This window comes from Roseomonas gilardii (assembly GCF_001941945.1).
Classification (GTDB): Bacteria; Pseudomonadota; Alphaproteobacteria; order Acetobacterales; family Acetobacteraceae; genus Roseomonas.
In genome coordinates, this window is record NZ_CP015583.1 from 3,939,589 (window position 1) to 3,952,609 (window position 13,021).

At 71.0% G+C, this 13,021-nt stretch carries 13 protein-coding genes; 3 read left to right on the plus strand and 10 right to left on the minus strand.

Annotated features, from left to right (window positions below; translation table 11 throughout):
• Positions 1 to 20 precede the first annotated feature (20 nt).
• Positions 21 to 692, minus strand: coding sequence for an endonuclease III (nth, locus tag RGI145_RS17815; protein WP_156878593.1), 672 nt, complete (start codon positions 690 to 692; stop codon positions 21 to 23).
• Positions 693 to 830: 138 nt separating this feature from the next.
• Between nth and RGI145_RS17820 the strand changes: the two genes are divergently transcribed.
• Positions 831 to 1,379: a DUF2244 domain-containing protein gene (locus tag RGI145_RS17820; RefSeq protein WP_075799426.1), complete on the plus strand. Its 549-nt coding sequence runs from the start codon at positions 831 to 833 to the stop codon at positions 1,377 to 1,379.
• Positions 1,380 to 1,451: 72 nt separating this feature from the next.
• On the opposite strand, the gene RGI145_RS17825 is transcribed toward RGI145_RS17820, so the two are convergent.
• The 9 genes from RGI145_RS17825 to RGI145_RS17865 all read right to left on the minus strand — a co-directional run bounded on the left by RGI145_RS17825 (position 1,452) and on the right by RGI145_RS17865 (position 10,487).
• On the minus strand, positions 1,452 to 1,895 hold the full coding sequence (locus RGI145_RS17825; protein ID WP_075799427.1) for a helix-turn-helix domain-containing protein: 444 nt from the start codon (positions 1,893 to 1,895) through the stop codon (positions 1,452 to 1,454).
• A 185-nt stretch (positions 1,896 to 2,080) separates the two neighbouring features.
• On the minus strand, positions 2,081 to 3,640 hold the full coding sequence (gene lnt / locus RGI145_RS17830) for an apolipoprotein N-acyltransferase (RefSeq protein ID WP_075799428.1): 1,560 nt from the start codon (positions 3,638 to 3,640) through the stop codon (positions 2,081 to 2,083).
• 97 nt (positions 3,641 to 3,737) lie between these two features.
• Positions 3,738 to 4,679 (minus strand): hemolysin family protein, encoded by a 942-nt coding sequence (locus RGI145_RS17835; protein ID WP_075799429.1) that lies wholly within the window; start codon positions 4,677 to 4,679, stop codon positions 3,738 to 3,740.
• Between the two features lies 1 nt (position 4,680).
• A complete protein-coding gene (ybeY, locus tag RGI145_RS17840; protein ID WP_237183124.1) occupies positions 4,681 to 5,217 on the minus strand; it encodes an rRNA maturation RNase YbeY in 537 nt (178 codons plus the stop codon).
• Positions 5,201 to 6,301 (minus strand): PhoH family protein, encoded by a 1,101-nt coding sequence (locus RGI145_RS17845; RefSeq protein WP_208863894.1) that lies wholly within the window; start codon positions 6,299 to 6,301, stop codon positions 5,201 to 5,203. The genes ybeY and RGI145_RS17845 overlap by 17 nt, the downstream gene beginning before the upstream one ends.
• A complete protein-coding gene (gene miaB, locus RGI145_RS17850; protein ID WP_083671173.1) occupies positions 6,298 to 7,722 on the minus strand; it encodes a tRNA (N6-isopentenyl adenosine(37)-C2)-methylthiotransferase MiaB in 1,425 nt (474 codons plus the stop codon). The genes RGI145_RS17845 and miaB overlap by 4 nt, the downstream gene beginning before the upstream one ends.
• 389 nt (positions 7,723 to 8,111) lie before the next feature.
• Entirely contained in the window at positions 8,112 to 8,933 is an 822-nt protein-coding gene (locus tag RGI145_RS17855; protein ID WP_237183125.1) for a lysophospholipid acyltransferase family protein, read from the minus strand.
• Between the two features lie 304 nt (positions 8,934 to 9,237).
• Positions 9,238 to 9,615 carry a RidA family protein gene (locus tag RGI145_RS17860; RefSeq protein ID WP_075799431.1) on the minus strand — a complete coding sequence of 126 codons (378 nt, stop codon included), beginning with the start codon at positions 9,613 to 9,615 and terminating at the stop codon, positions 9,238 to 9,240.
• Positions 9,612 to 10,487 carry an alpha/beta hydrolase gene (locus RGI145_RS17865; protein WP_075799432.1) on the minus strand — a complete coding sequence of 292 codons (876 nt, stop codon included), beginning with the start codon at positions 10,485 to 10,487 and terminating at the stop codon, positions 9,612 to 9,614. The genes RGI145_RS17860 and RGI145_RS17865 overlap by 4 nt, the downstream gene beginning before the upstream one ends.
• Positions 10,488 to 10,587: 100 nt before the next feature.
• On the opposite strand from RGI145_RS17865, the gene kynA reads away from it, so the two are divergent.
• Together kynA and RGI145_RS17875 are read left to right on the plus strand one after the other, a co-directional pair.
• Positions 10,588 to 11,475, plus strand: coding sequence for a tryptophan 2,3-dioxygenase (kynA, locus tag RGI145_RS17870; RefSeq protein WP_075799433.1), 888 nt, complete (start codon positions 10,588 to 10,590; stop codon positions 11,473 to 11,475).
• A 163-nt stretch (positions 11,476 to 11,638) separates the two neighbouring features.
• Positions 11,639 to 12,883: a cupin domain-containing protein gene (locus tag RGI145_RS17875; RefSeq protein ID WP_075799434.1), complete on the plus strand. Its 1,245-nt coding sequence runs from the start codon at positions 11,639 to 11,641 to the stop codon at positions 12,881 to 12,883.
• The last annotated feature ends 138 nt before the right edge of the window (positions 12,884 to 13,021 follow it).

Genomic DNA, 13,021 nt, shown 5'->3' on the forward strand with positions numbered 1-13,021 from the left:
CTTGGGGGAAGCAGCGGCGGTCAGGCCGTCCTGGATCGCTGCGGCGGCACGAGAACCTTGTCGCGGTAGTTGCAGAATTCGCGGGCCACGCAGCGCCAGCATTCCGGCAGCCGGGCCTTGCAGACATAGCGCCCGTGCAGGATCAGCCAATGATGCGCATCGCGCAGCCATTCCGGGGGGCAGCGCTTCAGCAGCGCCTCCTCCACCTCCCGCACATCCTTGCCGGGGGCGAGGCCGGTGCGGTTGCCCAGGCGGAAGATATGCGTGTCCACCGCCATGGCGGGCTGGTGGAAGGCGACGCTCAGCACCACGGAGGCGGTCTTGCGGCCGACGCCGGGCAGCGCCTCCAGCGCCTCGCGGCCGTCGGGCACCTCCCCGCCATGCCGGTCGAGCAGCATCTGCGACAGGGCGACCACGTTGCGGGCCTTGCCCTGCCAGAGGCCGATGCTGCGGATGTGCCGGCCCACGCCCTCCACACCGAGGGCCACCATGGCGGCGGGATTGTCCGCCACGGCGAAAAGGCCGCCGCGCTCCGGGTCGGTCGCCCGGTTCACCGCCGCATCGGTGGTCTGGGCGGAAAGGACCACGGCCACCAGCAGGGTGAAGGGGTTGCCGTAATGAAGCTCGGTCCGGGCGTCCGGATTGGCGTCGCGCAGGGCTTCCAGGAAGCGGATGGCCTGGGCGGGCGGCATCCTCCGGGCCCGGCGCGGCTCCCCCGCCGTGCCATGCAGGGCGGTGGCGCGGCGGCGGGCAGGCCGGGGCCGGGCGGCAGGCGGCTTTTCGGAGGATTCGGCTGGCACGGCGACTTCGCTAGCCTATCTTTCCCCACCATGACAGTGGAAGCGCCCATCGGGGAGGCCCCGCGCCTGGAGGAGCCCGTGCTCTTCGAGGCCGTCAGCGTGCCGCCCCGCTCCTGGACGCCGCGGGGCTTCCTGGTGCTGGCGCTGCTCCTGGGCTCGGCGGCGGCGGCGCTCTGCGTGGTGTTCTTCCTGCTGGGCGCCTGGCCCATCCTGGGCTTCATGGGGATCGAGATCCCGCTGGTGCTGGCGCTCATGGCGCTGCACCACCGGCGTTCCGGCCGGGTGTCGGAGATCCTGTCCCTGACGGCGGACCGGCTGCGGGTCCGGCGCACCGACGCCTGGGGAAGACGGGAGGAGTTCCTGCTCCAGCCCTACTGGACCCGGGTGGAACTGCTCAGCCACCCAGGCTCGGCCGGGCGTCTCCGGCTTCTGTCCCGCGGCCGGGGGATCGAGATCGGCCGCTGTCTTTCAGGCGATGACAAGCGGGATCTGGCGCGGGCCCTGGAGGCGGCCTTGTGCCGCTACCGGGAGCCCCGCTTCGACAACCCCCAACTCCTGGATTCCCGGTTCCGGAACTGAGATCCGCATGGCCTGAGCGCAGGGACGGGCATGGCGTTCAGGCGATGCTGGCAACCCCCGCCGGGGGTCGCCTCAGTCGACCGGGGCGAGGCTCTTGATCAGGTCGAAGACCCGCTTGCGCACGGCCGGTTCCGTGATGCGGTAATAGGCGCGCACCAGTTCCAGCGTCTCACGCCGGTTCAGCGTGTCGTCCTCGAAGCCTTCCTGCCCCTCGGCGAAGCCGGCCAGCCGCGTGCGGTTGCCGCCGCCCAGGGCATCGGGCATGTCGTCGAAGAAGAAGCCGATCGGCACGTCCAGCACGCGCGCGATGTCGAACAGGCGGGATGCGCCGATCCGGTTCACGCCACGTTCGTATTTCTGGACCTGCTGAAAGGTGAGGCCCAGCGCCTCGCCCAGCTTCTCCTGGCTCATGCCCAGCAGGGTGCGCCGCAAGCGGACACGCCCCCCCACATGGACATCGATGGGGCTGGGGCGATGCTCTCGCTCAGTACGCTCCGCCGGCTCGTCCCTCGACATCTGACCGTTCTCCAATTTCCCGTTCGGCCGGCTCTTGCCAGGCACAACATCCGTACGACGGCGCGTTTCCTGGGCGTCTCGGGCGAAGGCTATCGACTGCACCATGGAGCGGCTGCCCCCTCTGTTCTCTCTATAACCTGCGATTGCAGAAAGAATTTGTCAACTCTTTTGAGATTTCTCTTTTTTTAGATCACCTCTCTCGGCTTGACCAGCGGAATCTTCGGCCCCCGCCGCCGAAAACCCGCCAGGAAACAGAGGAGCGCGAGGAGGCCCGGTCCCCACAATCCCGTTTTCGAGAACAATGTCGGGGGCAAACGACCGGGAAGGGCAGTGGTTACAGTCCCCATCAGGCCCAGGCCCAGATGGGCTCGTTCCCGCCCCTGCGAATCGAAAACGGCCGAGATGCCCGTCTGCGCCGCGCGGGCCAGGGGCAGTCCCTCCTCCACCGCCCGCAGGCGCGCCGCCGCCAGATGCTGGTAGGGGCCGGCCGACTGTCCGAACCAGGCGTCGTTGGTGATGTTCAGCATCCAGTCGGGCCGGTCCCGGGGCAGTACCACGGCCCCCGGGAAGATCACCTCGTAGCAGATCAGGGGCGAGAAGCCGGGCAGCCCGCCCAGACGCAGCGTCACCGGCCCCGTGCCGGCGGAGAAGTCCATCCCGCCCCGGATGACGCGCAGCGGCAGCAGGCCGGACAGCGGCATGTACTCGCCGAAGGGCACCAGATGGCTCTTGTCGTAGCCGCCCAGCAGGTTTCCGTCGGAATCCATCCCGACGAGGCTGTTGTAGACGGCCAGGAGGCTGCGGTCGGGGCCGAATTCCGCCCGGTCCGTCCCGCCCAGCAGGATCCCGCCTGGCGGCAGGGTATCCGCCACGTAGCGCCGGGCATCCGGGTCCTGTGCCAGCAGGAAGGGGCTCGCGGTTTCCGGCCAGACCGCCACGACGCGGTTGCCGGGCGGCACGGTTTCCAGGGCGCGGGCCGTCCCCTGTTTCGTCAAGTCGAGATAGCGGCGGAAGATCGCCCAGCGCGAGGCCGGGTCCCATTTGAGCTGCTGCGCGATGTTGCCCTGCACGAGCACCAGCGTCACCGGCTGGTCCGGCGGCGCGTCCTGTCGCAGGCGCCAGGCGCCAAGCAGGCCGAAGCAGGCCAGCCCGGCCAGCGCCCCGGCCATGCCGCGACGGCCGAGCAGCGGGGCGCAGGCCAGCAGCACCGTGGCCAGCGAGAGTCCATAGGCGCCGATCCAGGCCGCCCCCTGCACCGGCAGGGCGTCGAAGGCCCAGACCGAGCCGAGCAGGTTCCACGGGAAACCGGTGAAGGCCCAGCCCTTCAGCATCTCCGCCCCGGTCCAGGCCCCGGCGAAGGCCAGGATGCGGCGCCAGCCGGGCGGTGAGGCCCAGGCCGCCAGGGCCGGCAGGATGGTGAAGGCCCCCATCGGCAGGGCCAGGGCCGGCACGGCCAGCGGCACCGCCCACCACAGGCGGTCCGCCTCCACCAGGATCGCCTCGGTGATCCAGTAGAGGCCGGCGAGCTGGAAGCCCCAGCCCCAGGCCCAGCCGACCATCAGGGCACGCCGGCGGCCGGGCGCCGCGTCGAGCAGCAGGAGGAGGCCCGGCAGGGTCAGCCACAGCACCGGCACGAGATGCAGCGGCGGCAGGGCCAGGGCCGTCAGGGCGCCCAGCAGGGCGGAAACCGCGAGCAGGCGCCAGCCATGGAGCCGCGCGGCGAATCGGGGCAGGTTCGTGAGCACGCCGGGCTGGTAGCCAGGGGTTTCCCCCCCGGCAAGCCACGGTTGGTGACGATCGGGGGAGGGAAAGGCGGCTGGCGCCCCCCTCCCCGCTCCGTCTCTACTCTGCGGCCTGCTGCGTGTCGGCCGGATTGTCGATCAGGGGGCGGCGCACCCGCAGGCGGCGGATGCGGCGCGGATCGGATTCCAGCACGCGGAACTCCAGGCCCGAGCCGGGATGCGAGACCAGCTCGCCCTTCTTCGGCACCCGGCCGGCCAGGGTGAAGACCAGCCCGCCCACCGTGTCGATGTCCTGGTGCTGCTCCTCCGGCGTCAGGATCGGGCCCATGCGGGCCTCGAAATCCTCCACCGGCATGCGGGCGTCGACGTCGAGCGTGCCGTCGGGGCGCTCCACGATCTGCGGCAGCTCCTCCTCGTCATGCTCGTCGGAGATGTCGCCGACGATGGTCTCGACCAGGTCCTCGATCGTCACGAGGCCGTCGATGCCGCCATACTCGTCCACCACCAGGGCGAGGTGGATGCGCGCCATGCGCATCTGCAGCAGCAGGTCCAGCACGGGAATCTGCGGCGCCACGAAGAGCGGCTTGCGCAGGATGGCCTTGAGGTCGAAGGCCGCCTCGTGCCCCACCGCGGCGAAGACATCCTTGATGTGGACCATGCCCACGATGTCGTCGAGGTTCTCGCGATAGACCGGCAGGCGGCTGTGCCCCTCGCGCTGGATCAGCTCGATGGCCTGCTGCAGCGTCAGGTTCTCGGGCATGGCGACGATGTCGGCGCGCGGCACCATCACGTCCAGCGCCGTCTTGCCCCGCAGCTTCAGGACATTGCCCAGCAGCAGGCGTTCGGCGGCATCGAGCTCGGGGACCTCGCCCGGCTCGCCGTCCTCGCCGCTGCCATCCACCAGCGCCTCGAAGCGCTCGCGGACGCTTTCCGCCTCCTTCTTGCGGGTCAGCGCCCCCAGCCACCAGAGCAGGCCGCGTTCACCGCCACGTTCACCCTGGCCGTTCTGGCCGTTGCCGGGGGCCGGCGTGTGCTCGCTCATCTCAGGCCACCCCCCGCCAGGGATTGGGCAAGGCGAGGCGGCGCATGATGCGCGCCTCCGCCCGCTCCATCCGCCGGGCCTCGCCGGCATGGAGGTGGTCGTAGCCCGCTAGGTGCAGCGCGCCATGCGCCACCAGATGCGCCAGATGCGCGTGCAGCGGCCGTCCGGCCGCGCGGGCCTCCCGCCGCACGACGCCCAGCGCCACGGCGATGTCGCCCAGCAGGCCCGGCATCTCCGCCGGGAAGGACAGGACGTTGGTCGGCTTGTTCTTGCCGCGATGCAGGCCGTTGAGGCGCTTCACGGCGCGGTCGTCGGTCAGCAGCACCGTGACCATGCCGCCGACCGGGCCGCCGGCGCCGCCGGCCTCGGCCAGGGCGGCCTCGGCGGCCTCCTGGGCCAGCCGCGCGACGCGCGGCACCGCCGCATGCCAGCGCGGGTCCTCCACGACGACATCGATGCATGGCTCCTCCGCGGAGCCATGCCCATCAGCCAGAAACGATTCCCGGGCGACGCCCGGGCTACTACTCGACGGGTCCATCCCTGTCCTTTCCGCGCCGGCTTGCCCTCATGGCTCCGGCCCTGTCGTCCTTAGCATCGAATCGTGCGTAAGCCGCAACGATCCGGCCCACCAGCGGATGGCGCACGACATCGCCCTCCGCGAAACGCGTGACGCCGATCCCCTCGACGCCCTCCAGCACACCCAGCGCCTGCACCAGCCCCGAACTCTGGCCCGGCGGCAGGTCCACCTGGGTGGGGTCGCCGGTGATCACCATCCGCGTGCCCTCGCCCATGCGGGTGAGGAACATCTTCATCTGCGCGGGCGTGGTGTTCTGCGCCTCGTCCAGGATGGCGAAGGAATGCGCCAGCGTGCGCCCGCGCATGAAGGCCAGCGGCGCCACCTCGATCTCGCCCGTGGCGATCCGGCGCGTCACCTGCTCGGCCGGCATCATGTCGTGCAGCGCGTCATAGAGCGGGCGGAGATAGGGGTCCACCTTCTCCTTCATGTCGCCGGGCAGGAAGCCCAGCCGCTCGCCCGCCTCGACCGCCGGGCGGCTGAGCACGATGCGGTCCACCCGCCCCGCCATCAGCAGGGCGACGCCCTGGGCGACGGCGAGATAGGTCTTGCCGGTGCCGGCCGGGCCGATGCCGAAGACCATCTCCTGCCGCGACAGCATGTCCATGTAGCCCGCCTGGGCCGGGGAGCGCGGCGCGATGGCGCCCTTGCGCGTGCGGATCGCCGGCAGGTCGGAGAGCGGCAGGCGCGGGTCCTCGGCCTGTTCCGCGCCCTTCACCGCGAAGCGCAGCGCTGCCTCGACCTCCGACATCCCCACACCCTCTCCACGCCGCAATCGGGCCCAGAGGCCACGCAGCACGGTTTCGGCGGCCTCGGTCTCGACCCCGCCGCCGGTGACCGTCACCCGGTTGCCGCGCGCGGCGATGCGCACGCCCAGCTTCTGCTCGATCCGCGCGATATGGCGGTCGTGGTGGCCGAGCAGCAGCGGCAACAGGGTGTTGTCGTCGAAGGTCAGGGAGACCGACCGCGTCCCCGGCCCGGCATCAGCCAGGAGGGGACGGGCGAGGGCCTGGGGATCCGCCCGGAGGGCGATGGCGGGGCTGGTCAAGCGGTGGCGTGCTCCGATGCCGGGTGAACTTGGTCCAGAAGGGTGGCTGACAGAGAATTGGGGTGTGCCGTGTCCAGGCGCACCCTCACCGTCCCGCCTATCAGCCCTGCGGGGGCGGAAAAATGAACCGGCTGCAGCCAGGGGGAGCGGGCCGCGAGCTGTCCGGGATGGCGGCCGGGGCCGGTGACCAGCACCTCGACCTCCCGCCCGACGCAGCCGGCGTTGAAATCCTGCTGCTGCGCGCGCAGCAGGGCCTGGAGCGCCTGGAGGCGGGCATCCTTCTCCGCCTCGGGCACCTGGCCGTGCATGTTGGCTGCCGGGGTGCCGGGGCGGGCCGAGTACTTGAAGGAATAGGCGAGCGCGAAGCCGGTCTCGCGCACCAGCGCCATGGTGTCGGCGAAGTCCCGCTCCGTCTCGCCCGGATGGCCCACGATGAAGTCGGAGGACAGGGCGATGTCCGGCCGCGCCCGGCGCAGCTTCTCCACGATGCCGCGGAACAGGGCGGCGTCATGGCCCCGGTTCATGGCGCGCAGGATACGGTCGGAGCCCGACTGCACCGGCAGGTGCAGGAAGGGCATCAGCGCCGGCACCTCGCCATGGGCGGCGATCAGGTCGTCGTCCATGTCGCGCGGGTGGCTGGTGGCGTAGCGCAGGCGGGCGAGGCCGGGGATCTCCGCCAGCGCGCGGATCAGCCGGCCCAGCGTCCATGTCCGCCCGTCCGGCCCCTCGCCGTGATAGGCGTTCACGTTCTGCCCGAGCAGCGCGATCTCGCGCGACCCCTGAGCCACGAGGCGCCGCGCCTCGGCCAGGATGGCGCCGGCGGGGCGGGAGAACTCGGCGCCGCGGGTATAGGGCACGACGCAGAAGGAGCAGAACTTGTCGCAGCCCTCCTGCACCGTGAGGAAGGCGATGGGGCCCTGCGGCATGGCGGCCTCGGGCAGGTGATCGAACTTGTCCTCGGCCGGGAAGTCGGTCTCGATCACCTGGCCGGCGGCGCGGCTGGCGCGGGCCACCATTTCCGGCAGGCGGTGATAGGTCTGCGGCCCCAGCACGATGTCCACCCAGGGGGCACGGGCGGTGATCTCGGCGCCCTCGGCCTGGGCGACGCAGCCGGCGACGGCGATGATCGTTTCCTTGCCGCCGGCCGCGCGCTCCCGCTTGGTGTCGCGCAGGCGGCCGAGGTCGGAGAAGACCTTCTCCGAGGCACGCTCGCGGATATGGCAGGTGTTGAGGACGACCATGTCGGCCTCCTCCACCACCTCGGTCGGGGCATAGCCGAGCGGCGCCAGGACATCCGCCATGCGGGCGCTGTCATAGACGTTCATCTGGCAGCCCCAGGTGCGGATCAGCAGCTTCTTGCGGGGAGCAGCGGGAGCCTGCCCTGCCTGCGTCAGGGCGGCTTCGGTTCCGGACATCGCCATCGCCTCGGTCATGCGCACAAACCATCCTTCCGCCCGGCGGTGGAAGGGCCGGGTCGCGGCGGGGATGTGCGGCCCCTGGATGCAGGGGTCAAGCGACTCCGGGGGTGGGCTGCCGTGTCATGCGGCACAGCGTCGTGGATGCTGCGGTGCATGGTCAAGGGCTCCGGTGCCCCGGCGCCGGCGTCGCGGAGATCCGGCGCGGCGGGCGGGGGAGGCGGCGCGGGAGGCAAGCCGCATGAATTCAGTGAGTTCCGCCGCGCGGTGCGCACCGGCGGGCGGTGTCGGAGTAGCCCGGACGGCGCGGACGGTCTCCAAAATGTCACCACCTTCCGACCCCGGAAGCCCGGTTGGGGAGGCCGGGCGGGGCGCCGGTGTCCCTGACGATGCCTTCAGTGCCCAGCCGATGCGCCCGGAGTGGCGGAGGGGGGTTCCGGCGGCCGGTTCTGCCGCAGCGCGGCCGCGCCCTCCGCCACCATCCGCTCGGCCCTGGCGGAAAGCTGCTTGCGGTTCGGGAAGTCGGAGGGATGGACGGGCGGATGCAGCAGCACCGTGACGCGCGCACCGGGCAGGCGTGCCAGCATCCAGGCATGGCCAGCGATGCCCATGTCGCCGTACCAGGCAAAGACGGGGCGGTCGATGCGCACTAGCGGCATATGGCCCAGGCGGTCATAGACCACCGAGACCGGCTGCACCCATTCGGCGGCATCGGCGATGCCGAGGAAGGAGGAGCGGAAGGGCAGCACCCGGTTGCCGTCGTTGCTGGTGCCCTCCGGGAAGAGGAGCAGGTTCTCGCCCTGGGCCAGGTGCTCCCGCATCACGGTCGCCTCCTCCCCCGTCCGGGCGCGGGTGCGGCTGACGAAGATCGTGCGCCCCAGCTTCGCCACCGTGCCGATCACCGGCCAGCCCTTGACCTCGGCCTTGGCGACGAAGCAGGCCTCCAGCGTGCCGCCGAGCACCAGGATGTCCAGCCAGGAGCTGTGGTTGGAAAGGTAGAGCGCCCGCGGGCCGGCCGGTGCCACGCCGAGCACCCGCACCTCCAGCCCGAAGAGCCGGCAGGCATTGCGCCAGAAGAGGCGGGCGAAGCGGATCTTGCCACGCCCCGGCAGGGCCAGCAGCACCGCCTGCACCGGCATGCAGCAGAGCATCCAGAGCAGCAGGCAGGACAGGCGCCGCACCGCACGCAGGCGCCCGCCCAGGGGCCTGGGCCCCATGACGTCGGAAAAGGCCCGGCCCGGCAGGGCGGGACGGTAATGCGGCGGCTGCCTGCGGCCGCCCGGGCCGGCGGACGGGGAAGCCGGGGCATCGTCCCCGGGCGTCACACCGGATGGTGCCGGGGCGGGAGCGGGCTTCGCGCCCACGGATGTTCCGGTGGGTGACCGGCCGGCGACCGGAGCAGCGGGTGTGGCGGCCTCCATGCCCCATCGCCTAGCGCGTGCGGGGCCGCGCCGCAATCGGGGCCCCGGCGACGCGCCCTGCCCTGCGCCGGGCCATGCCGTGGCGGGGGAGCGGGTCCCATCAGCCCGGAAGGGCGGCGATCGCCTGGATCTCGAAGCGCATGCCCGGCGCGACCAGCCCGGCCACCACGACACTGGCCCGGTTGGGATAGGGCGGGTGGAAGAATTCGCGATACACCTCGTCCACCGGGGCCATGTCGGCCGCGTCGAGCAGGTAGATGGTGGCCTGCACCACGCCATCCAGGCCGCCCCCCGCCCGTTCCAGCGTCCGGCGCAGGTTCTCCAGGGCGAGGCGGGCCTGCTCCCGGATTCCCGACTGGAGGATCGTGCCATCCGGCTGAACGGGGCCATGGGTGGTGAAGAGCAGCCCGCCGCTGCGGATCGCCCAGGCGAAGGGCTGCCGGGGCTCCGGCAGGCCCGCGTCGATCTCCTGTCTCATCGGTTCTCCTCCAGGCCCAGCAGTTCCGCGATGCCCCGGCCCAGGGGCGAGGACGGATCGCCCGCATCGTCCAGCAGGCTGAAATGCGTGTGATGCGGCAGGAGCCGCCACTCCACCGGGCAGCCGGCCTCGCGCCAGTTCCAGGCCAGCAGTCGGCTCTGCTCCTGGAAGGCGACGGACTCGCGCTCGCCCACCGCGACCAGCAGGGGCAGCGGGCGGGCGGGGTCCTGGCGGGCCGGGCTGAGCGCCGCCACCGCCGCCTCGTCCATGCCCACGGCCTCGTTGACATAGCTGCGCCGGACCGGCTCCAGCTCGAAGACGCCCGACAGCAGCGCCAGGCCGCGCAGGGGCACCGCCGTGCCGAGCCGGGTCATGGCGGCGAGATGCGCGCCGGCCGAATGCCCCGCCACCACCACCCGTTCCGGATCGAAGCCCAGGGTGCCGGCCTGGGTCAGCAGCCAGGACAGGCCGCGCCGCGCCTGCGCCACGATGGCGGGCAACGTGACCTCCGGCGCCAGGGCATAGTCCATCACGGCCACATCGACGCCCGCCTCCAGCCAGCCGGGGGCGAGGAAGCCGGATTCCTCCTTCGAGACATGCTGCCAGAAGCCGCCATGCAGATAGACCAGCAGCGCGCCGGACGGCTCGGCGGCGCGGAAATAGTCGATCCTCTCGCGCGGGTGCGGGCCATAGGCCAGGTCGGCACGCAGGCGCCCGGCATGGTGGGCCTTGGCCAGGGCGGTGCGCCGCGCCCAGTCCTCGATCACCGCCGGCAGGGATTCCACGAAGAGGCTGGGGCTGTAGTCGCGGTCCAGCTCCGCCCGGCTGCGGGCGGAGGAAAGGAAGAGCGAGCTTGTCCGGGAAAGGGTCATCGGGTCCGGCGCATCGGATGGAACGGTGCTATCCTGGCGGCTGACGCGGCCGGCCGCAAACCGGCGCCCTTTTCCAGCCCCGATCCGGAGCCCCGCCCCGATGAGCGCCCCGACAAACAGCGCCCCGACAAGCCCTTCGGCCGACACCGATGCCGAAGTCCTTCCCAGCCGTGTCACCGAGGGCATCCACACCGATTTCGCGCGGAGCATGGGCTACGGGGAGTATCTGCGGCTCGACCTCCTGCTCTCGGCGCAGCAGCCGCTGAGCGCGCATCACGACGAGATGCTGTTCATCACCATCCATCACGTGCAGGAAGTCTGGCTGAAGCTGATCACGCACGAGATGCGCCTGGCGCTGGATTCCATCCGCCGCGACGCGCTGGACCCGGCCTTCAAGGCGCTGGCGCGGGTCTCGCGCATCCAGACGCAGATGATCGGCGCCTGGGACGTGCTCTCCACCATGACGCCGGCGGACTATCTCAGCTTCCGTGGTGTGTTGGGGAAGTCCTCGGGCTTCCAGTCCTTCCAGTACCGGATGCTGGAATTCCTGCTGGGCGCCAAGGACGCGAAGATGATGCTGCCGCACCGGCACGATGCGGCGGCCCATGCGGCGCTGGACGCGGCGCTGCGGGCACCGAGCCTTTACGACGAAGCCATCCGCCTGCTGGCCCGTCGCGGCTTCGACCTGCCCCGGGAGTTGCTGGAACGCGACCTGACGCAGCCGCACCGCCACAATCCGGAACTGCAGGCGGCCTGGCTGCGGATCTACCGCGAGGCGGAGACGCATTTCGACCTCTACCAGCTCGCCGAGGAGCTGGTGGATGTGGAGGATTCCTTCCAGCAATGGCGCTTCCGCCACATGAAGACGGTGGAGCGCATCATCGGCTTCCGCCAGGGCACCGGCGGCTCCGCCGGCGTCGCCTTCCTGCGCACCGCGCTGGAACGCTCCTTCTTCCCGGAGCTCTGGCAGGTCCGCACCGAGATCTGATACCCGGCCGCGCGCACAGCCACCGTCGCGAGAGGTTGAACGGAGGCGCACTTGGAGGCACCCGAGGGATCGCCTCATAAGTTCCCGGCAAGTGATCGGGCGAAGCCGGGACACTCGAATACTTGTGATCGACATGAACAATTGGTCACACGGAGTATAATCCATGAATTCGGTGTCCCGCCGGAACATCATCGCCGGAACCGCCGCCGCCGCGGCCCTGGTCCCCGCCGCGGCCAGCGCCCAGCAGGCTGCCCAGCAGACCACCCAGACCCCGCAGCCCAGCCGCGCTCCGGGCACCGGCGGCACCGATCCCGGCCCGCGCGACATGTCGCGCACGCGGCAGAACCCGGACATGCTGAACCCGCCCTCCACGGATCATGGGACGTTGCCGAACCTGCGCTTCTCCTATGCCGACGCGCATGTGCGGCAGGAAAGCGGCGGCTGGACGCGACAGGTCACGGTGCGCGAGCTCGGCGTGTCGCAGGACATCGCCGGGGTGAACATGCGCCTCAATGCCGGCGGCGTGCGCGAGCTGCACTGGCACAAGGAAGCCGAGTGGGCCTACATGCTCTATGGCAGCGCCCGCATCACCGCGATCGACACGCAGGGCCGGCAGTTCGTGGACGATGTGGGCGTCGGCGACCTCTGGTACTTCCCCGGCGGCATCCCGCATTCGATCCAGGGCCTGGGCGACGATGGCTGCGAGTTCCTCCTCGTCTTCGATGACGGGCATTTCGACGAGGACAGCACCTTCCTGATCAGCGACTGGTTCCGCCGTGTGCCGACCGAGGTGCTGGGCAAGAATTTCGGCGTGCCCGCCAATCTCTTCGGCCATACGCCGAGCCCGGACGAGCTCTACATCTTCAAGGCGGACAAACCCGGGCCGCTGGCGCAGGACCGCCTGTCCGGCGTGACGCAGGTGCCCTCGGCCGAGGGCTTCAGCCACCGCATGCTGGCGCAGGACCCGATCCGCACGAAGAGCGGCACGGTGCGCATCACGGATTCCTCCGTCTTCAAGGCCTCGAAGACCATCGCCGCCGCGCTGGTGGAGGTCGAGCCGGGCGGGCTGCGCGAGCTGCACTGGCACCCGAACACCAACGAGTGGCAGTACTACATCGAAGGGCAGGCGCGCATGGGCGTCTTCGCCGCCTCCGGCCAGGCGCGCACCTTCGACTACGTGGCGGGCGATGTCGGCTACGTGCCCTTCGCCACGGGGCATTACGTCGAGAACACCGGCAGCACCACCCTGCGCTTCCTGGAGATGTTCCGCAGCGACTATTACGCCGACCTGTCGCTGAACCAATGGATGGCGCTGACGCCGCAGCAACTGCTGCAGTCGCACCTGCGCCTGGACCAGCAGGTGATCAACGCGCTGCGCCGGGACAAGGCACCGATCGTGCCGGCCTGACGTTGCACCGTCCCCGGGGGACAAGGCTCCGCCTTTTCCCCCGCGCCCCCTTATCCGCCAGGACGCTTCGCGCCCTGGACCCCATTCGTTGACGCCTGCTGCGGGCCGGATCGCGCCGGAGAGCGATGCTCTCCGGCG